The 26573-nt window shown below is 65.5% G+C and carries 30 protein-coding genes; 17 read left to right on the forward strand and 13 right to left on the reverse strand.

Translation table 11 applies throughout. The features are described 5' to 3' along the window. Positions 1-77: 77 nt before the first annotated feature. On the forward strand, positions 78-3401 hold the full coding sequence (locus APS40_RS23100) for a beta-ketoacyl-ACP synthase 3 (protein WP_156343057.1): 3324 nt from the start codon (positions 78-80) through the stop codon (positions 3399-3401). Here APS40_RS23100 and APS40_RS23105 read toward each other — a convergent pair. Together APS40_RS23105 and prfB are read right to left on the reverse strand one after the other, a co-directional pair. Next, a complete protein-coding gene (locus APS40_RS23105; protein ID WP_055049278.1) occupies positions 3398-4483 on the reverse strand; it encodes a helix-turn-helix transcriptional regulator in 1086 nt (361 codons plus the stop codon). The genes APS40_RS23100 and APS40_RS23105 overlap by 4 nt on opposite strands. 194 nt (positions 4484-4677) lie before the next feature. Next, positions 4678-5806, reverse strand: a protein-coding gene (gene prfB / locus APS40_RS23110) for a peptide chain release factor 2 (protein WP_156343059.1) whose coding sequence is annotated in 2 segments (ribosomal slippage) — positions 4678-5736 and positions 5738-5806 — 1128 coding nt in all. Because the reading frame shifts where the segments join, the coding sequence is not laid out codon by codon here. An 80-nt stretch (positions 5807-5886) separates the two neighbouring features. On the opposite strand from prfB, the gene APS40_RS23115 reads away from it, so the two are divergent. Then, on the forward strand, positions 5887-6696 hold the full coding sequence (locus APS40_RS23115; protein ID WP_055049280.1) for an NAD kinase: 810 nt from the start codon (positions 5887-5889) through the stop codon (positions 6694-6696). A 57-nt stretch (positions 6697-6753) separates the two neighbouring features. Here APS40_RS23115 and APS40_RS23120 read toward each other — a convergent pair whose 3' ends face one another. From APS40_RS23120 to APS40_RS23130, 3 genes are all read right to left on the reverse strand, one after another. Further along, entirely contained in the window at positions 6754-7962 is a 1209-nt protein-coding gene (locus tag APS40_RS23120; RefSeq protein WP_055049281.1) for a DUF2336 domain-containing protein, read from the reverse strand. A 154-nt stretch (positions 7963-8116) separates the two neighbouring features. Further along, on the reverse strand, positions 8117-8959 hold the full coding sequence (locus tag APS40_RS23125; protein WP_156343060.1) for a transglycosylase SLT domain-containing protein: 843 nt from the start codon (positions 8957-8959) through the stop codon (positions 8117-8119). Between the two features lie 69 nt (positions 8960-9028). After that, positions 9029-9607: a nitroreductase family protein gene (locus tag APS40_RS23130; protein ID WP_055049283.1), complete on the reverse strand. Its 579-nt coding sequence runs from the start codon at positions 9605-9607 to the stop codon at positions 9029-9031. A 116-nt stretch (positions 9608-9723) separates the two neighbouring features. Here APS40_RS23130 and APS40_RS23135 point away from each other — a divergent pair, with 116 nt between their 5' ends. The 8 genes from APS40_RS23135 (at position 9724) to APS40_RS23170 (ending at position 16176) form a co-directional block, all read left to right on the forward strand. After that, positions 9724-10722, forward strand: coding sequence for a hypothetical protein (locus tag APS40_RS23135; protein WP_082434619.1), 999 nt, complete (start codon positions 9724-9726; stop codon positions 10720-10722). 124 nt (positions 10723-10846) lie between these two features. After that, the gene (locus tag APS40_RS23140; RefSeq protein WP_055049284.1) at positions 10847-11272 is read left to right on the forward strand and encodes a YciI family protein; all 426 of its coding nucleotides are present in this window, start codon (positions 10847-10849) and stop codon (positions 11270-11272) included. 10 nt (positions 11273-11282) lie between these two features. Continuing rightward, a complete protein-coding gene (locus APS40_RS23145; RefSeq protein WP_055049285.1) occupies positions 11283-11708 on the forward strand; it encodes a YciI family protein in 426 nt (141 codons plus the stop codon). Positions 11709-11774: 66 nt separating this feature from the next. Continuing rightward, positions 11775-13037, forward strand: coding sequence for an RNA polymerase sigma factor (locus tag APS40_RS23150; protein ID WP_055049286.1), 1263 nt, complete (start codon positions 11775-11777; stop codon positions 13035-13037). 110 nt (positions 13038-13147) lie between these two features. Further along, the gene (locus APS40_RS23155; RefSeq protein ID WP_055049287.1) at positions 13148-14917 is read left to right on the forward strand and encodes an adenylate/guanylate cyclase domain-containing protein; all 1770 of its coding nucleotides are present in this window, start codon (positions 13148-13150) and stop codon (positions 14915-14917) included. Between the two features lie 85 nt (positions 14918-15002). Continuing rightward, a complete protein-coding gene (locus tag APS40_RS25250) occupies positions 15003-15269 on the forward strand; it encodes a PilZ domain-containing protein (protein ID WP_197279541.1) in 267 nt (88 codons plus the stop codon). A gap of 131 nt (positions 15270-15400) precedes the next feature. After that, positions 15401-15700, forward strand: a complete 300-nt coding sequence (locus tag APS40_RS23165) for a hypothetical protein (protein ID WP_055049289.1) — start codon at positions 15401-15403, stop codon at positions 15698-15700. A 119-nt stretch (positions 15701-15819) separates the two neighbouring features. After that, complete coding sequence (locus tag APS40_RS23170) at positions 15820-16176, forward strand: cupin domain-containing protein (RefSeq protein WP_055049290.1); 357 nt, start codon at positions 15820-15822, stop codon at positions 16174-16176. 88 nt (positions 16177-16264) lie between these two features. Here the strand turns inward: APS40_RS23170 and thrS are convergent, their stop codons facing one another. The 4 genes from thrS to APS40_RS23190 form a co-directional block, all read right to left on the reverse strand. Next, a complete protein-coding gene (thrS, locus tag APS40_RS23175) occupies positions 16265-18235 on the reverse strand; it encodes a threonine--tRNA ligase (RefSeq protein ID WP_082434621.1) in 1971 nt (656 codons plus the stop codon). A 151-nt stretch (positions 18236-18386) separates the two neighbouring features. Continuing rightward, positions 18387-18647, reverse strand: coding sequence for a GlsB/YeaQ/YmgE family stress response membrane protein (locus APS40_RS23180; protein ID WP_055049291.1), 261 nt, complete (start codon positions 18645-18647; stop codon positions 18387-18389). A gap of 94 nt (positions 18648-18741) precedes the next feature. Further along, positions 18742-19053: a membrane protein insertion efficiency factor YidD gene (gene yidD / locus APS40_RS23185; RefSeq protein ID WP_055049292.1), complete on the reverse strand. Its 312-nt coding sequence runs from the start codon at positions 19051-19053 to the stop codon at positions 18742-18744. After that, a complete protein-coding gene (locus APS40_RS23190) occupies positions 19053-19505 on the reverse strand; it encodes an iron-sulfur cluster assembly scaffold protein (RefSeq protein WP_055049293.1) in 453 nt (150 codons plus the stop codon). Before APS40_RS23190 ends, yidD begins: the two co-directional genes overlap by 1 nt. A 156-nt stretch (positions 19506-19661) precedes the next feature. Here APS40_RS23190 and folE point away from each other — a divergent pair, with 156 nt between their 5' ends. The 3 genes from folE to hisI are packed head-to-tail and all read left to right on the forward strand — an operon-like array spanning position 19662 to position 21655. Beyond that, complete coding sequence (gene folE / locus APS40_RS23195) at positions 19662-20279, forward strand: GTP cyclohydrolase I FolE (protein ID WP_055049795.1); 618 nt, start codon at positions 19662-19664, stop codon at positions 20277-20279. 58 nt (positions 20280-20337) lie between these two features. Continuing rightward, positions 20338-21180, forward strand: a complete 843-nt coding sequence (locus APS40_RS23200) for an AraC family transcriptional regulator (RefSeq protein ID WP_055049294.1) — start codon at positions 20338-20340, stop codon at positions 21178-21180. 31 nt (positions 21181-21211) lie between these two features. Next, positions 21212-21655, forward strand: a complete 444-nt coding sequence (hisI, locus tag APS40_RS23205) for a phosphoribosyl-AMP cyclohydrolase (protein WP_055049295.1) — start codon at positions 21212-21214, stop codon at positions 21653-21655. 11 nt (positions 21656-21666) lie between these two features. Here the strand turns inward: hisI and APS40_RS23210 are convergent, their stop codons facing one another. Both APS40_RS23210 and APS40_RS23215 read right to left on the reverse strand, forming a co-directional pair. Continuing rightward, a complete protein-coding gene (locus APS40_RS23210) occupies positions 21667-21888 on the reverse strand; it encodes a SlyX family protein (RefSeq protein WP_055049296.1) in 222 nt (73 codons plus the stop codon). After that, positions 21885-22643, reverse strand: a complete 759-nt coding sequence (locus APS40_RS23215; RefSeq protein WP_055049297.1) for a rhomboid family intramembrane serine protease — start codon at positions 22641-22643, stop codon at positions 21885-21887. Before APS40_RS23215 ends, APS40_RS23210 begins: the two co-directional genes overlap by 4 nt. A 186-nt stretch (positions 22644-22829) precedes the next feature. On the opposite strand from APS40_RS23215, the gene APS40_RS23220 reads away from it, so the two are divergent. The 3 genes from APS40_RS23220 to APS40_RS23230 all read left to right on the forward strand — a co-directional run bounded on the left by APS40_RS23220 (position 22830) and on the right by APS40_RS23230 (position 25012). After that, positions 22830-23492: a PAS domain-containing protein gene (locus APS40_RS23220; protein WP_055049298.1), complete on the forward strand. Its 663-nt coding sequence runs from the start codon at positions 22830-22832 to the stop codon at positions 23490-23492. 105 nt (positions 23493-23597) lie between these two features. Then, complete coding sequence (locus tag APS40_RS23225) at positions 23598-24221, forward strand: PilZ domain-containing protein (RefSeq protein ID WP_055049299.1); 624 nt, start codon at positions 23598-23600, stop codon at positions 24219-24221. Between the two features lie 164 nt (positions 24222-24385). Beyond that, positions 24386-25012, forward strand: coding sequence for a transglutaminase-like cysteine peptidase (locus tag APS40_RS23230; RefSeq protein WP_055049300.1), 627 nt, complete (start codon positions 24386-24388; stop codon positions 25010-25012). 35 nt (positions 25013-25047) lie between these two features. Here APS40_RS23230 and APS40_RS23235 read toward each other — a convergent pair whose 3' ends face one another. Beyond that, complete coding sequence (locus APS40_RS23235) at positions 25048-25368, reverse strand: DUF6949 family protein (protein ID WP_055049301.1); 321 nt, start codon at positions 25366-25368, stop codon at positions 25048-25050. A gap of 99 nt (positions 25369-25467) precedes the next feature. Here APS40_RS23235 and APS40_RS23240 point away from each other — a divergent pair, with 99 nt between their 5' ends. Then, positions 25468-26139 (forward strand): hypothetical protein, encoded by a 672-nt coding sequence (locus APS40_RS23240; protein ID WP_055049302.1) that lies wholly within the window; start codon positions 25468-25470, stop codon positions 26137-26139. Between the two features lie 159 nt (positions 26140-26298). On the opposite strand, the gene APS40_RS23245 is transcribed toward APS40_RS23240, so the two are convergent. Next, the gene (locus APS40_RS23245; RefSeq protein WP_055049303.1) at positions 26299-26517 is read right to left on the reverse strand and encodes a DUF3126 family protein; all 219 of its coding nucleotides are present in this window, start codon (positions 26515-26517) and stop codon (positions 26299-26301) included. Between the last annotated feature and the right edge of the window lie 56 nt (positions 26518-26573).

Raw genomic sequence — 26573 nt, forward strand, 5'->3', positions numbered from 1 at the left:
AAATCAGCCATGCATTCGCGCAAGATCAGTTGGTTGCTCTGGTTTTTCGGCGGGGACGGGTTTAGGTTCCCGCCACAATGCTGATGACCTCAGACATTCCGACAATGCTGCGGCTGCACCGGGCGATGTTTCTCGCCCGCGAGATCGACCGCGTAGAACAAGACCTGGTCAAGCAGGGGCTTGCGCATTTCCATGTTTCCGGCGCCGGCCACGAGTCGACCGCTCTGATCGCCGACTATCTCGGCGAGCAGGACTGGCTGCACCTGCACTATCGCGACAAGGCGCTGCTCTTGGCGCGCGGCTTGCCACTGGTCGAATTCTTCCGCAGCCTGCTTGCTACCGGCCCCTCGCACTCTGCCGGCAGGCAGATGAGCGCTCATTATTCTGCCCGTGAGCTGAATGTCGCATCGATGGTCGGCCCGGTCGGCAACAACGCGCTGCATGCCGTCGGCAATGCCCAGGCGGTGAAGTTCCACCCCGATTCTCCGGTGGTGATCTGCTGCGTCGGCGATGGCACCACCCAGCAGGGCGAGTTCCTCGAGGCGGTCGGCGAAGCCGTTCGCACCGGCGCGCCGGTGATCTTCGTCATCCAGAACAACAACTGGGCGATCTCCACCAAGACCCCTGGGCAGACCTTCTTCGACCTGCCGACCGGCCCGGCTGACAGCTTCCTCGGCCTGCCCATCCGTCGCGTCGACGGTGTCGACCTCGCAGCAACCCGTGCCGCCTTCGAGGCGGCCGTGACCCAGACCCGCGCCACTCGCGGCCCGTCGTTGCTGCTGATGGAGCTGGAACGGCTGTCGGACCACACCAATGCCGACGACCAGGCGCTCTACCGTACCGCCGATGAGCTGAAGTCCGGCAGGAGCCGCGATCCGCTGGAAGCCATCCGCCAGTCGCTGCGCGAGTCGCAGATGGGCGACCAGGCGCTCGCCCAGCTCGAAACCAGCCTCATCGCCGAGGTGGCAGCTGCCGCCGTCGAGGCGCGCGGCGAAGCCGTGCCCCAGACCGCCGGCGAGGCCAAGGCCCCCTACTCGGCCGAGTTCGCCCACGCCAGGGAGTATCGCGGCGACGCCAAGGCGCCGAACCTGACCATGCGCGAAGCGCTCAACCGGGTGCTGCGCGACCAGTTGCAGGCCAACCGCCAAGTGCAGCTGCTCGGCCAGGATATCGAGGATCCCAAGGGCGACGTGTTCGGCGTCACCAAGGGCCTGTCGACGGCCTTCCCCGGCCGGGTCCGTAACGCACCGCTATCGGAGTCGACCATCGTCGGCACCTCGATCGGCCGCGCGCTGACCGGTCAGCGGCCGGTGGCCTTCATCCAGTTCGCCGACTTCCTGCCGCTCGGCTTCAACCAGATCATTTCCGAGCTCGGCTCGATGTACTGGCGCACCGACGGCAGCTGGCAGGCGCCGGTGATCCTGATGGTCAGCTGCGGCGGCTACAAGGCCGGCCTCGGCCCGTTCCACGCCCAGACGCTCGAATCGATCCTGGCGCACGTGCCGGGCATCGACGTGGTGATGCCCTCGAGCGCCGGCGACGCTGCCGGCCTGCTCAATGCTGCCTTCGAGAGCAAGCGGCCGACGGTGTTTCTCTACCCCAAGAGCGCCCTCAACCTTTCCGACCGGCGCACCTCGGACGATACGGCGAAGCAGTTCGTGGTCCCCGGCAGGGCGCGCACGGTGCGCCAGGGGAACGACCTGACGCTGGTGACCTGGGGCAACCCGCTCACCCAGTCGCTGCTCGCCGCCGAGACGCTGTCCGGCGCCGGAGCCGAGCTCGAGGTCATCGACCTCCGCTCCATCTCCCCCTGGGACGAAGACGCGGTCCTGCGCTCCGTGCGCCGCACCCGGCGCCTGCTGGTCGTGCACGAGGACAACCACACTGCCGGCTTTGGCGCCGAGGTCATGGCGACGGTGATGGAGAAGGCCGGCATCCCGGTCAGCGCCAGGCGCGTCACTCGCGACGACATCCACGTGCCGTTCCAGTTCGAGCGCCAGATCGACGCCCTGCCTTCCTATCGCCGGATCATGGAGGCGGCCGCCGCGCTACTCGAGTTCGATCTCGAATGGGAGGCGCCCAAGGCCGATGCCGGCCCGGCCGCGATCACCGCCATCGGCTCCGGTCCGGCCGACGACGAAGTCGAGGTCGTCGAGCTGCTGGTGAAGCCGGGGGACATGATCAAGACCGGCGACCTGGTCGCTGTGGTCGAGGCGACGAAGGCGGCGGTAGACGTCCAGGCTACGGTCACCGGCAAGGTGCTGTCGATCCCGGTCGAGCCGCGGCAAAAAATCGCCGTCGGCGCACCGCTGATGTTCGTCGAGGCCGATGCTAGGGTGGCCCGCCAGCAGGCCACCGTGACTGCCGAACGGATCGACAAGGCCATCCTGAAGCGCCGCGGTGCGCCGCAGCCGGCGCCCGTCACCATCGGGCGCGCCGAGGTGCCGGTCGGTGTCGCCGGCATTGCCGGGGTGACCGGCGGGCGCAAGGTGCACAACGCCGACCTCAAGGGCAACTGGCAGACCCGCGACGCCGGCGACATCGTCAAGCTTACCGGCATCGAGAGCCGGCGCTGGGTGCAGCCGGGCGAGACGGTGTTCTCGCTCGCCGTATCGGCCACCCAGAAATTGCTCTATGAGCAGCGGCTCGACATCAACGACATCGACCTGGTAATTGCCGCCACCGGCACGCCCGACGTCATCACTCCGTCGCTCGCCTGCCGCGTGGCCGACGCGGTCAGCACGGCCGGGCGGGCCAGCCTGCCCGCCTACGACATCAATGCCGCCTGCTCCGGCTACCTCTACGCCCTGGCCCAGGCGCGCGACTACGTCACCAACAACCCCGAGGCTCGGGTATTGGTGGTGACCTCGGAAGTGCTCTCGCCGCTGCTCGACCAGAACGACTTCAACACCGCGGTGCTGTTCGCGGACGCGGCCACCGCATCGCTCGTCCAGGGCCTCGGCCACGACCAGCCGACGCTGTTCACCTTTGCCCAGCCGACCATCGCCGGGGCGCCGGAATCGGGCGAGTTGCTGAGCGTGCCGCGCGCCGGCGAAGGCTATATCAAGATGAACGGTCGCGAGGTATTCGCCGACGCGGTTCGCGCCATGTCGGCAACGCTCACCTCTGCCTGTGCCGCCGAAGGCATCAGCATGGACGATATCGACCTGATGGTGCCGCACCAGGCCAACCAGCGCATCATCGACGCCATTGCACGCCGCTCGGGACGCCCGGCCCACTCGATCATCCGCAACCTCGGCAATACCAGTTCCTCGACCATACCGCTGGCGCTGATCGATGCCCTGCCGACCACCAAGCCGGGCGACCGGCTCGGCCTCGTGGCCTTTGGCGGCGGCATCACCTATGCGGCGGCGATCGCAACGGTGGGACCGGGACGTTAGCTTGGGGTGAAAGCCCCCCGCAGCAGGCCCACCAGTTCCGCCTGCCGGTGCATTCCGGTCTTGTCGAAAACCGCCTGCACCTGATTTCGTACCGTCGCCACGCTGGCTCCGGTCGTGGTGGCGATCTGCGCGATCGTCATGCCGCTGCCCAACGCGCGGGCAACGCGGGCCTCCGCCGGGCTGAGGTCGAACAGCCCTTGGATCACCGCCACGTCGGGCAGCTCACGAGGCCCCACCGGGGTCATCAGGAGGATCGCCGCCGCACCGGTGAACACCTCTCGCGCCGATGCCCTGATCGGTAGCAGATGGGCCACCATTGGGACGCCACCTTCAGCGGCCGGTATCGGAATCGACCGCGCCAGCCCTTGATGCAGGCCCGCTTCTGTCGCCTGTAGGGCGGCAACAAGTATCCTGTCGGCGCCCGTGTTGGTGAAGCCCAGCCGATCGGGACGCGACAGCACTACCGCTGGATTCAGGCGTTCTAGCAGGCTGTTGGTAGCAATCGCTGCGCCACGCGCCCCCAGCACCGCAGCGGGGAGGCCTACCATCTCCATGGCCGAGACAGTGCCCTGCGCCCGAGCAAAAGCAATCCGCGCCGACATCAGAGCCGCCCGCGCCAGATGCGGGCGCAACAAGTCGAGCCGCTCCACCACGGCCCTCTCCACCGGCCCATCCTCAAGGTGCCTTTCGCCGTGAAAGATGAGGAGGTCTCCAGTGGGCACCTTGACGCCGGTCGCGACGCCCCAGCCATAACCGCGAGGCACGAAATACTCCCGCCGGATCGGATCGGCCTCCCATTCCTCGCGGGTAAACACATCGAGATCGGTGACGAAGCCAGGGTGGTCATAAGCCAGCAGCCGGGCCGTGCGATCGTCACGAGCGGGATAACCGGCGTCGAAGTATCCCTTCGACATCTCGTAGAGCCCAGCCGACGACGTCCAATGCACCGCCTGCTCCCGCACCGCGAACAGCACGGTACCACTCACTTGGCCCACGCCGGCAAGCTCTTCGAGCACCACCGGCCATAGCTCGGGAACGGCCCCGGCCTCGTAGATTCTGTCGATGAGATCATCGTCCGCCATGGCGGAGCTTCCTGGCGCCCGTTGGGTTGAGTTACGTAACTCACGCCCCTGCATTAGTTCAAATGCATCATGCGTGCGCAAGACGTTACCGGTAACAATCTGTGCAGCGCCAAGGTGGCCCTGGGCGCTCGTCTAGAACATTTCGGGTCTTCGGACGGTGGTTGGCCGGTGATTTGCCTCACCGGCCAACTTCGTTACTCGGCGTCCGCTACCGTATCGGCGTAGCCGGTGACGCGGGCCGCCAACGAGGCTTCCATGAAATCGTCGAGGTCGCCATCGAGCACGCCCGCGGTGTTCGAGGTCTCATGGCCGGTCCGGAGATCCTTGACCATCTGGTAGGGCTGCAGCACGTAGCTGCGAATCTGGTGACCCCAGCCGACATCCGTCTTCGCGGCGGATTCGGCATTGGCCGCTTCCTCGCGCTTCTGCAGTTCCACCTCGTACAGACGCGCCTTCAGCATCGCCATGGCGGTGGCGCGGTTCTTGTGCTGGCTGCGCTCCTGCTGGCAGGCAACCACGATGCCCGAGGGCACGTGGGTGATGCGGATCGCCGAATCGGTAGTGTTGACGTGCTGCCCACCCGCACCCGACGAACGATAGGTATCGACCTTGAGGTCGCTCTCGTTGATCTCGATGTTGATCGTATCGTCGACGACCGGATAGACCCAGGCGCTGGAGAAGCTGGTGTGCCGGCGCGCCGCGCTGTCATAGGGCGAGATGCGCACCAGCCGGTGGACCCCGCTCTCGGTCTTCAGCCAGCCATAGGCGTTGTGCCCGGAGACCTTGATCGTCGCCGACTTGATCCCGGCTTCTTCGCCGTCATGGATCTCCATCGTCTCGACCTTGAACTTCCGTCGTTCCGCCCAGCGCGTGTACATGCGCAACAGGATGTTGGCCCAGTCCTGGCTCTCGGTGCCGCCGGCGCCTGAGTGGATCTCGAGGTAGCAGTCATTGCCGTCGGCTTCGCCGGAGAGCAGCGTCTCGACCTGCGCCGAGCGCGCTTCCTTCAGCGTCTCCTGCAGCGCCTGCTCGGCCTCCTTGACGACGTCGGCGTCGCCTTCGGCCTCACCCATTTCGATGAGCTCGGTATTGTCCCGCACCGAGGCTTCGAACGATTTGACCGCCTTGACCTGCACGTCGAGCTCGTCACGCTTCTGCATGATCGGCCGGGCCTTCTCGGGATCGGCCCAGAAGTCGGGATGCTCGGTGCGAGCGGTCAGATCGTCGAGGCGGGCTTCAGCTGTATCCCAGTCAAAGATGCCTCCTCAGCAGGCTTACGACCTGCTCGATTTCAGCGATGACCTTGGTGATTTCGGCGCGCATTTCAGTCCTCAAATCCGTTGCCGCTCATGTAGTTGAGACGAAGGGCTCAATCAACCCGTTCTTCCCCGCGTCGTCGGCCCATGCTAGGCAGCGAGCCTCAGAGCGAGGGCCTTGCCGTGACGGAACGCATCGAAGGGGTAAGCTTCGTCTCGAGTGGCACGCCCGAAGCCGACCGCGCGGCCCAGCTCCTGCGCGAGCGCTACGGTGATTGCGGCTTCGACGCCGCGACGACAGTGGTTGCCCTCGGCGGCGACGGTCTGATGCTGCAGACGCTGCACCGCAAGATGGGCTCCAACGTGCCGGTCTACGGCATGAATTTCGGCTCCGTCGGCTTCCTGATGAACGAGTTCGCAGCCGATGGCCTGCCGGCGCGCCTCGCTGCCGCCAAGCCCACCCATATCTACCCGCTCGAGATGAACGTCCGGCTGGCCGACGGGTCCGAGCACAAGGCGCTGGCGCTCAACGAGGTCTCGCTGTTCCGCATGACCTATCAGGCGGTGAAGGTGGAGATTCTGGTCGATGGCCAGCCACGGCTCGAGGAACTGATCTGCGATGGCGTGCTGCTCGCGACGCCGGCCGGGTCGACCGCCTATAATCTCTCGGCGCACGGCCCGATCCTGCCGATCGACGCTCCCCTGCTGGCGCTGACCCCGATCTCGCCGTTCCGCCCACGCCGCTGGCGGGGCGCCATTCTCAACAACCGCGCCGTGGTCACCTTCCGCACCCGCGAGGCCGAAAAGCGCCCGGTCAGCGCCGTGGCGGACAATGTCGAGTTCCAGCGGGTGATCGAGGTGACCGTGCGTGAGAACCGTAGCCGCAAGGTAACGCTTCTGTTTGACCCCGGGACCGGCCTCGAAGAGCGCGTCCTGAGCGAACAGTTCCGGTATTAGCCGCCGACTCGGCAGCTTGCGAACCCGCACCGGCATCGGCGGCCGGCCGGAGCCACGCTAGGCCGCCGGCAGCGACAGCCGGTCTTCGCCTTCAATCTGCGGCAACGACATGTGCGATTGCGTCATGTCGGCAAAGGCCGACATCACGCCGCGGGCGGCGCGGCGGGCGAGGATCACATTCTGTTCGCTCAGATAGGCGAACGCCTCTTCGAGTTCAGGTGGGATCACCCCATCATGCTCGACGATCAGCTCCTCGGTCAGCGCCGTGACCACGAAATGACGAGCCGAAAGGTCGTCGGCGAGATCGGCGGCCCGCGCGTGGAAGATCAGGCGGGCCAGCATGTTGCGCACCGACTCGCTGAGGCCGCAGCGCGCGAACAGTGCATTGAGCGCTGCCCGACTGCCATGCTCGAGCAGCGTGAACACCTTGTCGCGCGGCGTCTCGGCCAATTCGGCAACGCAGTCGGCAAAGAACAGCACATGTCCCTGGACGATCGCGTGCAGCATCACCCGCGTCGACACGCATTCCGCCTCGACCAGTTCGATCGCGTAAGGCGCCCTGCCCGCTGCGGCCTCCTGCTCGCCGATTGCCGTCAATGCGGTGTCGGTCGCATCTCGCAACAGCCGGTCCAGCCGATGCGGCGCCACGGCGCCGCTGACCATCCGCGTGCCCCGCAGCGCCTCGGCCACCGCCTGCACCAGCACCAGCCGGGCATCCGCCGGCAGATCGTCCCGGGCGAGCAGCAGCCCGCGCAGTTCCGCATCGTTCGCCCCGTCGCGATCGGCCACCTGCCGCAGCAGCGCTGCCGAGAACGGCGCGTCCGGGCGCTCGAGCAATTTCACCAGCAGGGGGCGCCCGCCTTTGGCGACCAGCGCTTCGGTGACCCGCTGGCTAAGCCGCTCGCGGGTCGCCGTTGCCATCAGCATGGCCTCGTCGGCCCCGCGGATCAGCGCCATAAGGTCGGCATCGATCAGGGCGGGCGAATACTGCACCACCGCTCGCGCGATGACCGGACTGTCCTGCAGCAGGGCCAGGAGGATCGGCCTCGGCGCCTCTGTCGCGTGCAGCAGGCCATAGGCGAGCGCTCCGCGCACCCGCACCGAGGGATCGTCTAGGAAGCCGATCAGCGCGGCATAGAGCGCCGCATGCTCGTCGGCCGGGCCATGGTGATTAAGGTAGGCCATGGCGGCGAGATGGGCTGCCCGCCCCCGCTCCTCGCTGTCACGCGATTGGCTCAGCGCAACGAAATCCTGGTACGCAACCATCAAGCTCTCCGCCGAGCGAAGTCAGGAAAAGCTCAGGGACTTTTCCGGTTCGATCTGGCGACAGTTAGAGACTTGAGCCGGGATGCGCTTACCGAAGCGCAATCCTGCTCCCATCGCCAGAAAAGACGCTAGCGGGGAAGACTTAAGGAACGGTTCACCATAATTTGGGCGGCTTGGGCAAGGTGCCCTCCTGCCCGTAGAGCTGAGTGAACAGCGCGCTTCCCTGCGCCTCCGACGCCGGGCTCAACAGCGTGCGTCCCTGGATCTCGCCTTCGCTGGAGAACAGCGAGGTGAACGACATGTCGTCGGGCGTGAAGCGGGATGGCACCGCCGTGGTTTCCCACTTGCTGCCGCCCGGCGCGGCCAGTTGCTGCGTCGTGAAGCGCGTGTCGACGGTTCCGTCGTGCCTCGCCACCAGTGCGCGATAGACTTCGCGAATCGTCCGCGCCTCGCCGCCCTCATAGAAGATCGCGCGATTGGCCTGCGCCTGCTTGGGGAACAGCTTTGCGGCGATCTGGTCGGGATCGTTCAGTCCGGCGTTGAACAGCTTCTCGGCGCCCTGCGCGCCGAGGAAATGCGCGATGTAGAGTTCACCGGGGCTGGGCATCCGGCCGAACTTTTCGAGCAGATAGGCGCCATTGCTGCGGGTGAACGCCGCCGCCATGTCGGAGGCGATCTGCGGGTCTTCGCGCAGTTTCAGAACTTCCTGCCGCAGCGCCTTATCGGCGATGTAGTAATCGCCGTCGGAGTCGACCTTGATCGCGTCGGCGTACTGGCCGTAGCCAAGCCGCGGCCCCTCCTGTTTCATCACCTGCAGCCAGGTGCTGTCGAGGAACTGAAACAGCCCCGTGGCGCTCGAAGTCGACGCCTTGGCTTCCGGATTGAGGCTGCTCTCGCGGATCGCCGTGCGCAGCAGGTAGTCGAAGTCGACGTCGCTCTTGGCCCCTGCCGTATCCATGGCATAGGCAAGCGGCTGCGGCACCGATATCGGCTTCACGCCCATCGACTCGAGGGGTCCGTTGCTAACGTTCGATTAACCAATCACCTGCGACTGGTTAACGAATGGTTAGCCCTGCCACCATGTCACGACGTCGGCGAGGTTCGGCCGGTCGCGATCCTCGATCACCGTGGTTGGCGTGCCGATGTGGATGAAGCCGACGAATCGCTCGCCGCCCCGTGCGCCGAGCATGGTTTGGGCTTCCGTATCGAAGCCGTACCAGCGGTTAGTCCAGCTGGCGGCAAAGCCCATGGCGAAGGCGGCGTGCGAGAGGTTGAAGCAGACATTGCCGGCCGACAGCAATTGCTCCATCTCCGGCGCCTTGGGGTTGGGCTTGGGCGACAGCAGAACGCCGATGGTCACCGGCGCCGGCAGGAACTGCCGCCGCTCGATGTCGAGGCCGGCCTCGTCGAGCTCGGGGCGCTTGCGCCTCGCGATCTCAGCCAGCTTCTCGCCTGCCTGCACGCGCGCCTCACCCTCGATCACGATCAGCCGCCACGGCGCGAACTTGCCGTGGTCCGGCACCCGCGTGCCAATGGTGAGGATTTCGTTCAGCTCCTCAGGGGTCGGGCCCGGGTCCTTGAGGAAGCCGATTCCGACGGAGCGACGGGTCTTGAGGTAGTCGCGCACTGCGGCGTTGATGGGCATGGTCTGGTCCTTGCGAGCGTGAGGTCCTTATGACACAGCTTTTCCCCAATCCAAGCGTAGGCACGCGAGACATTTTGAAGCGAAGCGCCTGCGGGCGCTGATGGCGGGGACTTAGGGTGAAACTCAGGCACTGGATCGGCATCCTCGGGATCGCGACCATGCTCGCGCCGGCGTTTGCTATCGCCGAGGATCCGCCGGTTCCCCTGCCCCGCCGTGCCGACCGCATGCCGCAGGCCACCGAGCAGCCGACGGACACGCCGGCAGCCGCCGACGTCGCCAATACCCCTGCCGCCGACGTCGTCGATCCCGGGCCGGCCGCGGCCGCCGCCGAGGCGGTAGCGGTCAACACCACGCCGCAGCCGGTGACGCTGATGGCCAAGATCACCGAAGACGGCGGTCCGCTCCCCGACGGCGTCACTTGGCGGGTCTTCGAGACCCGCACCGATGCCGCCGGCGATCTGGTGCTGGCCAAGAAATCCGACGATGCCACCGCGCATCTCGAGTTGCCGCCCGGCAGCTACGTCGTCCATGTCGCCTATGGGCGCGCCCAGACCACCGACACACTGACCGTCGCCGAGGGCAACAATTCCAAGCAGCTGGTGCTGGATGCCGGTGCGATGCGGCTCAACGCGGCGGTCACCGGCGATATCGCCATCCCGATCAACCTGTTGCGCTTCGATATCTACACCAGCGGCAGCACCGAGGCCGATCGCACCCTGGTGGCGCAGAACCTCAGCCCCAACGACATCGTCACGCTCAATGCCGGCACCTATCATATCGTCTCGTATTTCGGCGACGTGAACGCCGTTGTCCGCGCCGACCTGCGCGTCGAGCCCGGCCAGTTGACTGACGCCACCCTCTATCATCGCGCAGCGCAGATCTCGTTCAAGCTGGTCAGCGAAGCCGGGGGCGAGGCCATTGCCGACATCGACTGGACGGTGAAGACCGCCGACGGCCAGACGGTGTTCTCCAACATCGGCGCCTTTCCTTCGACCGTGCTGGGCGAAGGCGATTACCTGGTTTTCGCCAAGCGCGGCGACCAGGTCTACAACCGGGAATTCCAGGTCCAGCCCGGCGCCGCCAAGGAGATCGAGGTCCTCACCACGGTCTACTGACCGCTGCTCGCGGAAAATTCTCCTCGCCTCTGTCGATCCAGTGATCCGTCGCTCGTCGTGTCGGTGCAGCAGGATGAACTCGCGCCAGATCGCGCGACGTCCGAGAGACACAAGGAGAACCAAGATGCGCTTTATGATCATCGTCAAAGCCACCCCCGAAAGCGAAGCCGGCATCATGCCGCCGCCCGAAGCCTTCGAAGCGATGGGCCGCTTCAACGAGGCGCTGATCAACGCCGGTGTGCTGCTGGCGGCAGAGGGTCTGCATCCCTCGAGCCAGGGCAGCCGCGTCACCTCCGAGGCGGGCCGCCTGGTGGTCCGGGATGGCCCGTTCGCCGAGAGCAAGGAGCTGATCGCCGGCTTCTGGGTGATCAGCGCCAAATCGCGGGACGAAGCGCTGGAATGGGTAAAACGCATTCCCTTTGCCGACGGCGAGACCATCGAGCTCAGGCGTGTATTCGAGGCAGCCGATTTCGCCGAAGTCGTCCCCGCCGAGGCGGTTGCCAAGGAGCAGGCGTGGCGCGACGCCAACCAGAAGCCGATTACCAACTGAGGAAAGCCACATGAAATTCATGATCATCCGCAAGGCGGACGCCGAGACCGAGGCCGGTGTGATGCCAGGCGCAGACCTCATCACCCAGATGACCCAGTTCCACGAGGATGCAGCAAAGCTCGGCATCGTCATTGCCGGCTCCGGTCTGATGCCCAGTTCGCGCGGCGCCAAGGTGAAGTTCAGCAACGGCAACCCCACGGTGATCGATGGTCCGTTCGCCGAAGCCAAGGAACTGATCGCCGGCTACACCTTGATCGAGGTGCCCTCGCGCGAGGCGGCTATCGAATGGGTCAAGACCTGGCCTCCCCTCGATGGTCACGGCAATGTGGAGATCGAGATCCGCCAGCTCTTCACCGAGGAGGATTTCGGCGAGGCCTATACCGAGGCCATGGCGGGCCGGGAGGTCGCCCGCACGGCGCTCGGCACGCCTCGGTAGGCGCCTTGCTCCTGCCCGGCATCTGCAGCTTGCTGCGGCGGATCGGATTTGATCTGATCCGCTGCCATGACCCAGAGAGAAACCCATCGCGCCATCGAAGCGGTGTTCCGCATCGAGCAGGCCAAGCTCATCGCCGGCCTGACCCGAATCGTGCGCGACGTCGGCCTCGCCGAGGAACTGGCGCAGGATTCGTTGATCGTCGCCCTCAACCACTGGCCGGAAAGCGGCGTGCCGCGCAATCCGGGCGCCTGGCTCATGCAGACCGCTAAGCGCCGCGCCATCGACTATTTCCGGCGCAACAAGATGGCGGCGCGCAAGCTCGACGAGCTGGGCTATGACCTGCGCGAAATCGAATCCACCGCGCCCGACCTCGATACCCCGCTGGATGACGATGTTGGCGACGACCTCCTGAAGCTGATCTTCACCTCCTGCCACCCGGTGCTGTCTGCGGAGGCGCGTGTCGCGCTGACGCTGCGCCTGCTCGGCGGACTCACCACCGACGAAATCGCCCGGGCGTTCCTTGCCGCCGAGCCGACCATTGCCCAGCGCATCGTGCGCGCCAAGAAGAGCCTCGCCGAGGCCGGCATGCCGTTCGAGGTTCCCCGCGCCGAGGAGCGCGCCGCGCGCATGGCTTCGGTGCTCGAGGTGCTCTATCTGATCTTCAACGAAGGCTACTCGGCCACCGCCGGCGACGACTGGACCCGTCCGCAGCTCTGCGAGGAAGCAATGCGGCTGGGCCGGATTCTTGCTGGCCTCGCCCCCGCGGATGCCGAGGTGCATGGGCTGGTGGCGCTGATGGAAATCCAGGCGTCGCGGCTGCGCGCCCGCACCGGCGCCAACGGCGAGCCGGTGCTGCTGCTCGAACAGAACCGCGCCTTGTGGGACCAGATGCTGATCCGCCGCGGCCTTGCGGCCCTGCAAAAGGCCGAGAGCCTTACAGGCGCCGGCCCCTATGTACTGCAGGCGGCCATCGCCGCGTGCCATGCCCGGGCCCGGCGAGCCGACGAGACCGACTGGCGGCGCATCTCGGCGCTCTACGATATGCTGGCGGAGCTGACGCCCAGCCCGGTGGTCGAACTCAACCGCGCCGTCGCCCACAGCATGGCCTTCGGCGCCGGCGCCGGCCTCGCCATCCTCGACCCCATCGCCGACGATCCGGCGCTGCGCAACTACCACCTGCTGCCCAGCGTGCGCGGCGATTTCCTCGTGAAGCTCGGCCGGCTGGCCGAGGCCCGCGTCGAGTTCGAGCGCGCCGCCGGACTGACCCGCAACGAGCGCGAACGCGTGCTGCTGCTCGATCGAGCCGCGGCCTGCCAGCCCGCAGCCTGAACCCCACGCTCGGTTGCTCCTCGCGAATTGTTCTCGAGCAGAACGCGCCCGCTATCTCCGTTACATTTCACAGTGCTATAGAGCGGAAGCTTGCAGCAGAAGCACACGTAATGGCCCAACCCGACCGTCGACTGGTCCCGATCGTATCGCTGGACATCGTGGGGTACTCCCGCCTTGTCGAGCGCAATGAACGTCAGACCCTGCGCCTCGTGCAGCGGGTCTACGACCGGCTGATCTCGCGCACCATCGGCGCGGCCGGCGGCAAGGTTTTCAAGACCATGGGCGACGGTCTGCTGGCGGAGTTCAATAGCGTAGTGGCGGCTGTACAGTGGACGGCCGACCTGCAGCGCCAGATCCATGAGCGCAAGATCCATGCGCCCGGCGGTGAGATGTTCCAGGTCCGCGCCGGCATCGTGCTTGCCGATGTGCTGGTGGCCGGCAATGACCTCTACGGCTCGGGCATCAACCTCGCGGTGCGGGTGCAGAGTCACTCGCCGGCCGGCGGCATGTGCATCACCAAATGGATGTATCAATACCTCGACGGCACCATCGAGCTGCCCTTCGTCGACATGGGCCCCACCGAGCTCAAGAACATCTCCAAGACGGTGCGCATCTATGCCTGGCACCCGGCGGGCCTGGTGCGACCGCAACCAGCCCTCGACACGCCGCCCCCCGCCCCGCCCAGCAATCGCCCCTCGGTCGTAGTGCTGCCCTTCGACAACCTCTCGGGTGAGGCCGACCAGAGCTATTTCGCCGACGCCGTGGTCGAGGAGATCACCGCTACGCTCAGCAGGGTGAAGGATTTCTTCGTCATCGCCCGCAACTCGGCCTTCACCTACAAGGGCCGGGCCGGCATCGACATTCGCCAGATCGGGCGGGAGCTCGGCGTTCGCTACGTCGTCGAGGGCTCGGTCCGCCGCGTCGGCGAGCGTGTCCGCATCACGGCGCAGCTGGTGGAGACCGAGGCCGGCAGCCATATCTGGTCTAACAAACTCGACGGCGCCGTCGCCGATCTGTTCGACCTGCAGGATCGCATGGCCGCCGAGGTGGCGAGCGCCATCCAGCCCTCAATTCGCCGTGCCGAGGTGGAGCGCGCCCGCAGGAAGCGCCCCGACGCCCTCGCCGCCTATGATCTGGTGATGCGCGCCCTGCCCCACCTGTGGTCGCACAGTCCCCAGGACAATGCCGAGGCGATATCCCTGCTGACCCGCGCCCTGGCGCTCGACCCGCATTACGGTCTGGCTGCCGCCCTCGCCGCCTGGGCGCATGGCCAGCAGGTCGCCTATAACTGGACCGCCGATTTCGCCGGCGAGCGCCGTACTGCCGCAGCGCTGCTCGAGACGGCCTCCCAGCACGTCGCCGACGATCCGACCGCTTTGACCGCCCTCGCATCGGCCATGATGATGCTGGGCGGCGACGTGCCGCAGGCTGCTGCATTTGCCGATCGCGCGCTCGAACTCGATCCGAACCACGCCTGGGCCTGGATGCGGCGCGGTTGGGGGCACGTCTATCTGGGCAATCCCGAACAAGGGCTCGCTGCATTCGAGCGTTCGGTGCGGCTGTCGCCGATGGACCCGTTCGCATTCAACGTGCATCTGGGGATGGGGCTTGCCAACTTCGCCGCCGGGCGGCCGCAAGAGGCGATCGCCTGGGCGCAACGCGCCATGTCCGAGCGCCCTGGCCTGACCTGGCCACACCGCGACCTGGCGGTCTATTTCGCCCATCACGGCGACCTGGCGGCCGCCGCAGATGCGCGCGAGCGCTTCCAGCGCGCCCATCCCGAGGTCACTGTCGCCGCTATCGGCGACGGCCTGCGCTTCATGTACCCGTCGCTGCTGGCGCGCTACCTGCAAGGGCTGCGGCTCGCCGGCTTGCAATAGGCAACTCGCCGCGCAACTTTATCCATTCCGTAAGCATTTCTCCAACACCAGCTCTGCATTGTCGCACGGCCACGAGGGTCTTGCCTTGGACATCCGACTAGAGAAGCGTCTTTCGCCCCGCCGCAACACCATGATCGAGGCGACCATCGTCTTCGATGGCGGACGCACCCGGATCCGCTGCATCATCCGCAATCTGTCCGAGACCGGCGCCAAGCTCGAAGTGGCCTCGGTGACCCGCATTCCCCGCACCTTCGATCTGGTCGTCGACAAGGTTCGCCCGCAGGCCTGCATCGTCGTCTGGCGCTCGGTGAAGGAACTGGGCGTGCAGTTCCGCGACCAGGGCATCCGCTGAACCCTGCCTGAACCGTGGGTTCGGAGTCGGTTCAGGGCCTGCCTCCTAACAGACCGGCCATTGACGCGGACGACATGTTCCGCCTCGCAGACCGCCGCCGTGCGGAATGCCCGTCTAACAGGAGAACAAAATTGCAGAAGACTATTGCGCTGGCCCTGCTGGCCGCGTCCCTCGCCGCCTTCCCGGTCGCCACCCCGTCATTCGCCTTCGACGCCAGCAAGAGCGTGCTGTGTGGTCCCGACGCCCCGGAGGGCTACAAGCGCCCGGGTGGCTATTGCGACGTCATCACCCAGAACAAGTCGCTTATGGAAGCCGAAGACGGCTGCATCCCGTACGTTCTGACCAACTTCGGCTTTGATGTCCCGGCCAGGACGGTGCTCGTCGCCGAGTACTGCTCCGAACCGCCGGCGCTGCCGCTCGCCGCGATCTGAGAACTTTGAAGAAGCGGCCGTGGGCCGCTTCTTCTTTCCGTCTGTTCAAATGCCATTCAGCGGGCCTATCCTAAGGCTGGCAGCATGGTTCAGGCACGTCCCTTGGGGGGACTATTGTCATGTCGAGGCATGCATTCTTCGTCGCCGGTGAGCGCGTCGTTCACGTCGCCAACCCGTGCGGAGCAGGTTTTCAGTATCAGGCGCAGGCCCACACCCTGCCGCCACAGGTGCAGGTGGGCCCGCATCAGCACGATCTCGCCGAAACGGTGCTCGTGGTGAGCGAGGGCACGCTTGAGGTCATGGTCAACGGCGCCGTGGGCCTGGTCGCCGCCGGGGCGTTCATCAGCATCCCGCCAAAGACCTGGTTCGCCTACCGCAGCGTCGGCGACGATCCCGTAAGACTGCTCTGCCGCACGGCCCCCGCGGCGGCGGCGCGGCACGCCTGCACCGTCACCATCCACATCGCGGCCGCCTGAACGCCGCCCATCGACGAGCAGCCTCGGCCCCACCTGCGCAATCCTGCCGGAAACGAAAGGGCCGCATCGCTGCGGCCCTTGTTGTGCTTCAGGCGGCCTGCTGCTTGAGGTCGGGCGGCACCGCCTCCGCCATCAGCTCGACGATCGCGTCGGTGGCAGCGATCACCTTCTGTCCCTCGGTGCCGAGGCGGCGAACAGACACGGTCCCCTCCTCCGCCTCGCGCTTGCCGACCACGAACATCAGCGGCACCTTCTGCACCGAGTGCTCGCGCACCTTGTAGTTGATCTTCTCGTTACGTGCGTCGAGTTCGGCCCGAATGCCGCCGACCTTCAGCCGGTCGACCAGCTTCTGGGCATAGTCGTCGGCTTCCGAGACGATGGTCGCGACCACCACCTGGGTCGGGGCCAGCCACATCGGCATCTTGCCGGCATAGTGCTCGATCATCATGCCGATGAAGCGCTCGAGCGAGCCAAGGATCGCGCGGTGCAGCATCACCGCGTATTTCTTGGTCCCGTCTTCGGCCACGTACATGGCGCCCAGCCGCTCGGGCAGCACGTAGTCGAGCTGCAGCGTGCCCACCTGCCAGGAACGGCCGATGGCGTCCTTCAGGTGGAACTCCAGCTTGGGCGCATAGAAGGCGCCCTCGCCCTCGGCGATGACGAAGTCGTAGCCCGTGGCCTTGAGCGCATCGCCCAACGCCTTTTCCGCCGCGTCCCAGCGCTCGATGGTGCCACCGAATTTCTCCGGCCGGGTCGCCAGCTTGATCACCACGTTCTCAAAGCCCATGTGCTCGTACACCGAGTAGAGCAGATGGACGAAACGCTCGGTCTCGGCCTGGATCTGCTCCTCGGTGCAGAAGATATGGGCGTCGTCCTGCGTCATCTGGCGCACCCGCAGCAGCCCGTGCAGCGCACCATGGGCTTCGTTGCGGTGGCAGCAGCCGAACTCGGCCATGCGGATCGGCAGGTCGCGGTAGCTCTTGATCCCCTGGTTGAAGATCTGGATGTGGGCCGGGCAGTTCATCGGCTTGAGCGCCATCAGCTCCGCCTTGCCCGACAGCACCGGGCCTTCCTCTTCGGTGCCGGGCACTTCGTCAGGCACCACGAACATGTTCTCGCGATACTTGCCCCAGTGGCCCGAGGCCTCCCAGAACTTCGAGCTCATCAGCTGCGGGGTCTTCACCTCGTTATAGCCGTTGGCGTTCACCCGCCGGCGGATATAGGCCTCCATCTGGTTGTAGAGGACATAGCCCTTGGGGTGCCAGAACACCGACCCCTGCGCTTCCTCCTGCAGGTGGAACAGGTCGAGATCCTTGCCGATGCGGCGGTGATCCCGCTTCTCGGCTTCCTCGATCATGTGCAGGTAGTCGTCGAGTTCCTTCTGGTTGGCGAACGCCGTGCCATAGATGCGGCTCAGCACCGGGTTGTTGCTGTCGCCGCGCCAATAGGCGCCGGCCACCTTGGTGAGCTTGAACGCCGTGCCGACATCCTTCGTCGAGCGCATATGCGGCCCGCGGCAGAGGTCGAACCACTGGCCCTGCTTATAGATCTTGATCGACTGGTCAGCAGGAATCGCATCGACCAGCTCGACCTTGAAGTCTTCGCCCTTCGACTTGAACACCTGCTTGGCATGGTCGCGCGTCCAGATCTCCTTGGTGAACGCGGCGCCGCGCGCGACGATCTCGGCCATCTTCTTCTCGATGACCGGGAAATCGTCCTCAGAGAACGGCGTGTCGCGCTTGAAGTCGTAATAGAAGCCGTTCTCGATCACCGGGCCGATGGTGACCTGCGTCGCAGGCCACAACTCCTGCACCGCTTCGGCGAGGACATGCGCCGCGTCGTGCCGGATCAGCCCGAGCCCGTCAGCGCTGTCGCGCAGCACGAACTCGATCCTGCCGTCACTGTCGAGCGGATCGGACAGGTCGCTGAGGACCCCGTTCCACTTCATCGCCACCGTCTTCTTGGCGAGGCTTGGGGAGATGCCCTCGACCACGGTGGTCCCGGTGGTGCCACGCGCATAGTCGCGTACTGCACCGTCGGGGAACGTCACCTTGATCATTTTCATCTCCAATGGAAATTGCCGGCGGAAGTGCCGGCAAGGCGGGGTGTCTAGCATGTGTCGCGGGCCCGCGCCAAGCGGACGTGCGAAACCGCCCGGAGCACTGGCTCCGGGCGGTGAACTCGATTGGCGTTGCCGAACTCGGCGGGCGCTAGGTTCGCCGCCCTGATACCGCTCTGCCGATGGCGATCAGGATACAGGCGCCGATCACGCCGGCGATCAGATAGCCGAACCAGCCGCCGAACGAGATGCCCAACAGACCGAACACCAGGCTGGCGACGATCGCGCCAACGATGCCCAGGATGATGTTCATCACCACGCCGCTGCTGTTGTTCATGAACCGCCCGGCGAGCCAACCGGCGATGCCGCCGATGATGATCGCCGCGAGCCAACCCACTCCGTCGAATGCCATCTCACGTGTTCCTTCGCGTTAAGTATGCATCGGGCCAGAACATTCCGGCTCGTAGGCAATAACGAAGGACGAGCAAAATCGATCCGCGGTGGCGCTATTTCCATCGTCCATAGGTCCACGGCGCATACCAGTGCGCCTCGGGCGGCACCGTTTGCGGCACTGGATCATAGCCGTGCGTGCCGCCTGGACGGCACCTGACGATCCGCGCCAGGCCCATCCAGCCGCCCGGCCAGAAGCCATGGCGCCAAATGGCGTCGCGCGTGAACTCCGAGCATGTCGGGGCGTGCCGGCAGGTGCGCCCCATGAACATCGACAGCGAGTAGCGGTAGCCCTGGATCAGCCCATAGGAAACGAGCTTGAACGGCCAGTCGACGATGCTCCAGAACAGCTGCGTGATGCGATGCATCAGCCGGCGGCCGCCCCCTGCGGAGCCTCGAGCTTGTCCAGTGCCTCGCACACCGCGTCGAACACCAGCAGCGTCGAGGTGTGGCGTGGCCGGTACTCACGCACCGGTTCGAGATATTTGAGGTCGATCCATTTCTCGCCGGCCGGCGGCGGGCCGTCGGCTTTGAGCATGGCCGTCATCTCGTCGCGCACCCGGCGGAACTCGCTCACCGGCGTGCCGACCACGTGCGTTGCCACCACCGCCGCCGAGGTCTGGCCCAGCGCGCAGGCCTGGATATCGTGGCCATAGCCGGTAATCACGCCGTCGGCGACGTTGATATCCACCTCGATGGTCGAGCCGCACACCCGGCTGACTTTGCGGGCGCTGGCATCGGGCGCACTCAGGCGGCCTGGTCGCGGCTGATTGCCCGCGAGCTCCAGAATCCGGTCCGAATAAAGATCGCTGAGTTCCATTTTTTTCGCGAAACTGTTTCTTGGCCGCTACCGTTCTCGACCTATATAATCATCGAGATGCAACAAGTCAGCGGCGTCCATCGTCACTGACAGCAAACCGGGAACCGTGGGGCGACGTATTGCGTCTGTCGCCTGCTATTGACCGAGGAACCGAAGATGGACGCCAGCGCCAAGCCGCAGCACACTAAGCTCGTCCCTGAAATTGTCCGCCCCAGCCGCGAAGAAGCAGAGGCGGCGGTTCGGACTTTGATCGCTTGGGCCGGCGACGACCCCTCGCGCGAGGGGCTGCTGGAGACCCCGCACCGCGTTACCAAGGCCTACCGTGAGTTCTTCGCCGGCTATGACGACGACTCGGGCGAGGTGCTGCGCAAAACCTTCAAGGAGGTCGGCGGCTACGACGACGTGGTGCTGGTGCGCGATATCCCCTTCTCGTCGCATTGCGAGCATCACATGGTGCCGTTCTTCGGCAAGGTGCACATCGCCTACCTGCCGCACGATGGCGTGGTCGGCCTGAGCAAGCTCGCCCGGCTGGTCGAGGTCTATGCCCGCCGCCTGCAGGTGCAGGAGAACATGACGGCACAGATCATCGACGCCGTGAACGAACACCTCAACCCGCGCGGCGCCGCCGTGATGATCGAGGCCGAGCACATGTGCATGTCGATGCGCGGGGTCCGGGCTCACGGGGCGCTCACCATCACCCAGCGCTTTACCGGCGTGTTCGCCGAGGACCGCAACGAGCAGGACCGCTTCTTCGCCATGGTCGGCAAACGCTGACCTGGCGACCGCAACAGCGATCAAGTCTGTTATATCAGGGCGGGCATAGGGTGAGCCCATGTCCGCTGTCGCCAAAACCCTCTGGATTATCGAATCCCGCTTCGGCATGCCGCTGACGCTCGAGGAAATGGCGATGCACGCGGGCGTGTCGCGCTTCCACTTATCGCGCATTTTCCCCCAAGCCACCGGCTATTCGATCTCCGCTTACCTCCGCGGTCGCCGGCTCACCGAAGCTGCCAAGGCCCTGGCGGCAGGCGCGCCCGACATCCTCGCCGTGGCGCTCGACGCCGGCTACGGCTCACACGAGGCGTTTACCCGCGCCTTCAGGGAGTTGATCGGGCTCACCCCCGACCAGGTCCGCCGCCGCGGCCGGCTCGATGACCTGCCGCTGCTCGAGCCGCTGCGGATCGATCATGAGGTGCGGGTCGAGCTGTGCGCGCCACGCATCGAGACGCGTCCGCCCATGCGGATCGCCGGGCTGCTGGCCCGTCACGTGATGAACGGTGATGCCGCGATCCCGGCACAGTGGCAGCGGTTCAACGCCTATGTCGGAAACGTTCCGGGAGAAGTTGCCGGCGTCTACTACGGCCTCTCCGGCCATCACTTCGCCGATACCGATGAATGCGAATACATGGCCGGGATGGAAGTGCGGGAAACCGCCGAGCTGCCGCGCGAGTTCACGCTGATCACCGTACCAGCGCAGCGCTACGCCCGCCTCGCGCATCGCGGCCACATCACCACCATTCGCTCGACCATCGAAGCGATCTTCGCGCAGTGGCTGCCGACTTCCGGCTATCGGAAGAAATATGCCCCATGGAGCTTCATCGAGTATTACGGTCCCGACTTCAACGAGCGAACCGGCCTCGGCACTGTCGAGATCTGGATCGCACTGGAGGATTGAGCCCCGCCCGGGCGCGGGCTAGAACCCGGCCATGAGCACCACCTTCGCCGACCCCGCCAGCCTCAGCCACGCCGACCTCGAGGAAGGCACGCGGTTCGCGCCGAAATTCGACGCGCACGGCCTCGTCACTGCCGTGGCGCAGGAGGCCGGCAGCAATCGCGTGCTGATGGTGGCGCATATGAATGCCGAAGCCCTGCGGCTCACCATCGAGACCGGCGAGGTGCACTACTACTCACGCTCGCGCCAAAAGCTCTGGAAAAAGGGCGAGAGCTCGGGCGAGATCCAGCGGCTGGTGGAGATGCGCACCGACTGCGACCAAGATGTGGTGCTGCTGCTGGTCGAGCAGACCGGCCGCGGCGCCGCCTGCCACACCGGACGGAAGAGCTGCTTCTACCGCATCGTCGAGAATACCGAGACGCTGCGCCAGAGCGGCGAAGCGCGGCTGTTCGATCCGGCCCAGGTCTACAAGACTTAGCTTTACAAGCCTCAATAATGCGGCGGTGGCGGCTCCACCGCCGGCGCCAGCGCTGGGTGCGCCTCGACGTCGCGCAGTTGCGAGCCCAGATTGTGCAGCTCGCGCTTCAGCGCCTCGATCTGCTTGAAGTGCTCGGCCAGCGCCGCATTAAGCTCCTCGATCGCCTGGTCCTGGAAGGCGATCGTCGTCTCCAGAGTGACGATGCGGGTGGTGAGGTCGGTGATGTCGCTCATTTCCTCTCCTTCTCGGGGGCAGCGGGCCGGCGTTCGAACAACGGCGTGAGGAACAGGCCGGCGAGGAAACCACCCAGATGGGCCTGCCAGGCAATGCCGACCGATTGTCCGATCAGCATGGGCAGGAACGGTACTGCTGCATTGAGCACCAGCCACACCACAATGAAGAAGCCGGCGCGCTGGTTGCGCATCAGCTCGCCCAGGCTCGCCGTCCGCCGCCCCAGTACGCGGGTTTCGCCGCTTTCGGGGTCACGCCCGACGATCACCGGCTGGAAGATGAAGCGGCAGGCTGCCCCGGTCAGCCCGGCGACGCCGCCCGAAGCGCCGATCAGCACCTGAACGCCCGGCAGGGTCGTCACCGCAAAAGCCGCGGCCCCGGCTGCGGCGCTGGCGAGGAAGAGAATCACTGTCGCCCATGTGCCGTAACGACGCGCCACGGGGCTGCCGAAAATGGCCAACCAGGCGCAATTGATTAAAAGGTGCTCCCATCCCGCATGCAAAAACGCATGCGTGAACGGGGTCCACACCAACGGTATCCACCCTCCGTCGAACCCTTCTCCGGGGAGGCCGCGGGCCGGGATGAAGGCCAGCCAGTAAACCAGTTGCGCGTCGCCCTGTTCGTTAAGAACCAAGGTTCTGGCGAGGTGTACGGCCAACATCAGGCCCAACAGCGCAGTGATCACGCCGGGCAGCAATATCGCGGGCTGCCGACCGTCAGGAGCTTGATTTTGCTGGTGATTTGGCTCGTCAGACATAAAAACTCCCGGTTTTCCGGGCTTTGCAGCCCTATTCCCCGACTTATCCACACGGTCGCCGCCGCGTTAACCCTAACAATTGTTTAAGGGCGATTTCCGTTCGGGCTTTTGACACTCTTGGCGTTGCGGCGGTCGCCCCCTTCTCCGGGACGCGATGCTCGGGGTTTGGAACAAGGCAACAAGACTATGCAAAAGGCCAGCACCAAGGCGCTGTTCGACTATTGGAATGCGCTACGTGGCTCCCGCAGCGCTCCGGATCGACGCGATATCGACCCGACCCGAATCCGCTCCGCCCTCGCCAATACCTTTATTCTCGAGCTCAACGATACCAACGAGTTCGATTTCCGCCTCGCCGGCTCGCACCTGTGTTCTGCTTATGCACGCGAGCTCAAGGGCCGCTCCTTTACGCGTCTGTGGCACGAACGTGACCGCGATGCCATCGACACCCTGGTCCGCGCCGTCACCGAGGATCATGCGGTTGCCCTCGTCACTTTCCAGGGCACGACGGCGGTGCGCACGCGCCTGTCGATCGAGACCATTCTGCTGCCACTGCGCCATAACGGCTCCACCCAGACGCGCCTGCTCGGTGCCATGACGGCGATCGACGAGCCCTACTGGTTCGGCGTGCAGCCCGTCATGGAACAGCGCATCACCGGCCTGCGCCTGATCTGGCCCGATGACGTGTCGCTGACCGAAATGCGCAACGACGTCGCAGCATCAGTGCCGGTCGAGGACCTGGTCTTCGCCAGCGCCGGATCGGCGGTCCCTACCCCGATGAGCGCCACCGTCTACGGTCGAACCGCGCGCCGCTATGCCCATCTAGCCGTCATCGATGGCGGCCGGCGCTAAAAATCGTCGGTTCGGCGCATTGCGCGCCGCAAACCTTACCTTCGATTAACCAAGAGCGGACTAGTCTAGGCCAATCAATCGCTTGGCCCCGGCAGGTCTTCTCTGATGCTCACCGACAACGCACGCTCTGCGCGACCTGCCCGCTCGTATGCGCAGCTGCCGCGCTTCCAGCGCGTGCGGGTATCGCTGCTCGGACGCTATATGCTGACCGACCGCCGCGAGTTTCCCTGCCAGGTGCTGGAGATGTCGCCCGGTGATGCCGTGGTCATCGCACCGATCGCCGGTGTCGCCGGTGAACGCGTCATCGCCTATATCGACCACCTCGGCCGGATCGAAGGCGATATCACCGACGTCATCGACGGCGGCTTCAAGATGGACATCGTCGCCACCTCGCGCAAACGCGACAAGATGGCGGCTCAGCTGACCTGGCTGGCCAACAAGGAACTGCTCAACCTGCCGGAAGACCGGCGGCATGAGCGCGTGGTGCCCGACAACCGGCACTCGACCGTCGTGCTCGACGACGGCCGCCGCTACAACTGCAAGATCATCGACATTTCGCTCTCGGGCGCGGCGATCGAACTGGCCGTCCGGCCGGCGATGGGCACGCCGGTTACGTTGGGCCGCATGCGGGCCCGCGTGGTTCGCCATTTCGGTGACGGGGTCGCCGTCGAATTCGTCTCCGCCCAGGAGATGCTGACCGTCGTGCAGCAGAACCTGCGGATCAACTGAGCGCTCGCGGTGCGACTTGCCGCACGGGCAGCACCTCTCTCCACCCCCTTATGCCTAACGAGTCCTCAACCGGACCGTTCGAATTCGCCTAAAAACTAGCTTGCAGTTTTTCGTTCGGGGCAATTCGCCCCCGGCATCGTGGCTTCCGTCAGGGGGCAACCACGATGTCGAAGTTCAACGGGTTCATCGCAGCGGCAATCGCAGTCGGAATGGCAGCGTTCATCCTCGCCATGCCGGCACGCGCCGACCAGATCGATTTCACCAACCCCGCCTTCGCACCGGCCGGCGGCATCACCAGCATCCCGGTTGGCGCCGCCGAGTTCTGCAAGTCGCACCGCGGCGATTGCAAGGCCAACCCGAACGCCGTCGGCGCTATGGTGCTGACGGAGGCGCGCTGGGCCGAGCTGGTGCAGATCAACAACCTGGTCAACGCCGCCGTCACCGCCATCACCGACGAGGACTACTACAAGGTCACCGAGTACTGGGCCTACCCCAATGACGGCTACGGCGACTGCGAGGACTTCGCCCTCGCCAAGCAGAAGGCGCTGATCGACGCCGGCTGGAGCCCGTCGACGCTGCTGGTGACCGTCGTGCGTGAGACCAAGGGCACCGGTCATGCCGTGCTGATGGTGCGCACCGACCGTGGCGATCTGGTGCTCGACAACCAGGATGGCCGCATCCTGCTGTGGAACGAGACGCCCTATCAGTATCTGAAGCGTCAGTCGCAGGCCGATGCCGGCCAGTGGGTCGACCTGGTCGATCCCCGCACCACGTTCGTCGCGACGAAATAAGGCTCAGCTGCGCCCTGCCATCGGAAGCGAAAGAACTACGCCGTCAGCGCGAAATAGCTGCCGACGAAGATCAAGCCGGTGATGAAGGCCCAGCCGAAACCGACGAAGGCGGCGATCAGCGCCGAGCCGATCGACAGCGTGCCGTCGCGATCGTGCTGCCAGCCCATCTGCAGCATGATGAACGGTCCGCACACGAAGCTCATGGCGAGATGGCCGAGGCTGTGCGCGAAGGTCCTGCCGTCATAACGCAGCGCCGCTTGGGTGTTGGCCAGCCACTGGTAGAGGTAGGTGCCGACACCGGCGATCGAGAGGCCGACCGCCATGATCAACCCAGCCAGCAGCAATTCCCTGAGCATTCACACGCCCTCTGAATGATCACCTTAACCGTTTGTTAAGCATATCCGGCGCCCATTGGCATGTCACCTGACGCACACAACACTGGTTAATTTGCACCGATGACCGGCCACGCTCAGGTCCAGCGCCGCCACCACGCCTCGATCGGCTTCAACCTGACGGCCATCGCGGTGCTGCTTGCCCTGGGCGGCATTGGCGTTGCCTACCTGATCGACGCCGCCGGAAGGGGCGCCCGCACCCAGGTGCACCGCCTTGACACCGAAACCACCCTCACCCGAACTCTTGGTGGCCGCGATCTCGAGATTCCGCTGTCGTGGTTCCGCTACGAAGAGCAGCGCGTCGAGGGCTTCGCCAAGCAGATCGACTTGCGCTTCGAACTGCCGTTCGGCGTCGACGCACACAATGAGCCGGTCGATGTGACGCTGCTGCCGCGCAGCCGGGCGCGGCCGAGCGCCGCGCTGCTGGACGGCGTCTACCTGCACCAGTTCCTGCCCGAGCAATTGAGCGGCCCGCCGGGTCTGGTGGGCAAGCCGTTGCGGCCCGACGGGGGCTATGCCGGCGAGGTCGTCTGGTACGATGCGCTGTCGGCCGAACCGTTCGTCGCCAAATGCTCCAAGCCGATCGCATCAGCCGCGACCGGTCAGTGCCTCAGGACCGTGTATCTGGGCCCGGGCATCGCGGCGATCTACGCTTTCCCGGAGCCGACGCTGCAGCACTGGCGCGAGTTCGATGCGGAACTCACGACGCGGCTGGGGCAGATCGGCGCGCTCTGAGGCGCGCTGGTCCGAAGGTCGCGTTAGCTCCGACCCCGGTGACTGTGGACCCCCACCCTTGATCCCTCCCCGCCAGGGGGAGGGAGACGCAGACTGAAACGTTGGTGTGTGGATCTCCCTCCCTTGTGGGAGGGGACAGGGTTGGGAGCGCTGACGTTCCTAGTGAATCTCGTCCAGGTCGACATCCAGGATAGCCATCTGGAAATTGTACGAGCGGTCGCCATCCTCGTCGTCGACATAGATCAGGCCGAGGAATTCCTCACCCAGATAGACTTCAACGCTGTCGTTCTGCTTGTTGCGCGGACGAACGTCGATGTTCCGATTGCCGAACTTCTGCTGCAGAAATTTCTGGAGCTTGATGATTTCAGGGTGGTTCACGGCGGCTCCTTCAAGGGCATGCGCGGGGGCGATTTGGGATCGCCACAATAGGCATT

Source organism: Devosia sp. A16 (genome assembly GCF_001402915.1).
GTDB lineage: Bacteria > Pseudomonadota > Alphaproteobacteria > Rhizobiales > Devosiaceae > Devosia_A.

Coding starts and splice junctions, on each gene's coding strand:
- thrS (WP_082434621.1), bottom strand. CDS start 18,235: ATGATCAAGGTGACGTTCCCCGACGGTGCAGTACGCGACTATGCGCGT.
- APS40_RS23130 (WP_055049283.1), bottom strand. CDS start 9,607: ATGCCCATCAACGCCGCAGTGCGCGACTACCTCAAGACCCGTCGCTCC.
- APS40_RS23120 (WP_055049281.1), bottom strand. CDS start 7,962: ATGGTTGCGTACCAGGATTTCGTTGCGCTGAGCCAATCGCGTGACAGC.
- APS40_RS23145 (WP_055049285.1), top strand. CDS start 11,283: ATGAAATTCATGATCATCCGCAAGGCGGACGCCGAGACCGAGGCCGGT.
- hisI (WP_055049295.1), top strand. CDS start 21,212: ATGAGCACCACCTTCGCCGACCCCGCCAGCCTCAGCCACGCCGACCTC.
- APS40_RS23190 (WP_055049293.1), bottom strand. CDS start 19,505: ATGGAACTCAGCGATCTTTATTCGGACCGGATTCTGGAGCTCGCGGGC.
- APS40_RS23210 (WP_055049296.1), bottom strand. CDS start 21,888: ATGAGCGACATCACCGACCTCACCACCCGCATCGTCACTCTGGAGACG.
- APS40_RS23100 (WP_156343057.1), top strand. CDS start 78: ATGCTGATGACCTCAGACATTCCGACAATGCTGCGGCTGCACCGGGCG.
- APS40_RS23215 (WP_055049297.1), bottom strand. CDS start 22,643: ATGTCTGACGAGCCAAATCACCAGCAAAATCAAGCTCCTGACGGTCGG.
- APS40_RS23180 (WP_055049291.1), bottom strand. CDS start 18,647: ATGGCATTCGACGGAGTGGGTTGGCTCGCGGCGATCATCATCGGCGGC.
- folE (WP_055049795.1), top strand. CDS start 19,662: ATGGACGCCAGCGCCAAGCCGCAGCACACTAAGCTCGTCCCTGAAATT.
- APS40_RS23240 (WP_055049302.1), top strand. CDS start 25,468: ATGACCGGCCACGCTCAGGTCCAGCGCCGCCACCACGCCTCGATCGGC.
- APS40_RS23235 (WP_055049301.1), bottom strand. CDS start 25,368: ATGCTCAGGGAATTGCTGCTGGCTGGGTTGATCATGGCGGTCGGCCTC.
- APS40_RS23155 (WP_055049287.1), top strand. CDS start 13,148: ATGGCCCAACCCGACCGTCGACTGGTCCCGATCGTATCGCTGGACATC.
- APS40_RS23220 (WP_055049298.1), top strand. CDS start 22,830: ATGCAAAAGGCCAGCACCAAGGCGCTGTTCGACTATTGGAATGCGCTA.
- APS40_RS23200 (WP_055049294.1), top strand. CDS start 20,338: ATGTCCGCTGTCGCCAAAACCCTCTGGATTATCGAATCCCGCTTCGGC.
- APS40_RS23170 (WP_055049290.1), top strand. CDS start 15,820: ATGTCGAGGCATGCATTCTTCGTCGCCGGTGAGCGCGTCGTTCACGTC.
- APS40_RS23230 (WP_055049300.1), top strand. CDS start 24,386: ATGTCGAAGTTCAACGGGTTCATCGCAGCGGCAATCGCAGTCGGAATG.
- APS40_RS23105 (WP_055049278.1), bottom strand. CDS start 4,483: ATGGCGGACGATGATCTCATCGACAGAATCTACGAGGCCGGGGCCGTT.
- APS40_RS23140 (WP_055049284.1), top strand. CDS start 10,847: ATGCGCTTTATGATCATCGTCAAAGCCACCCCCGAAAGCGAAGCCGGC.
- APS40_RS23115 (WP_055049280.1), top strand. CDS start 5,887: ATGCTAGGCAGCGAGCCTCAGAGCGAGGGCCTTGCCGTGACGGAACGC.
- APS40_RS23225 (WP_055049299.1), top strand. CDS start 23,598: ATGCTCACCGACAACGCACGCTCTGCGCGACCTGCCCGCTCGTATGCG.
- APS40_RS23150 (WP_055049286.1), top strand. CDS start 11,775: ATGACCCAGAGAGAAACCCATCGCGCCATCGAAGCGGTGTTCCGCATC.
- yidD (WP_055049292.1), bottom strand. CDS start 19,053: ATGCATCGCATCACGCAGCTGTTCTGGAGCATCGTCGACTGGCCGTTC.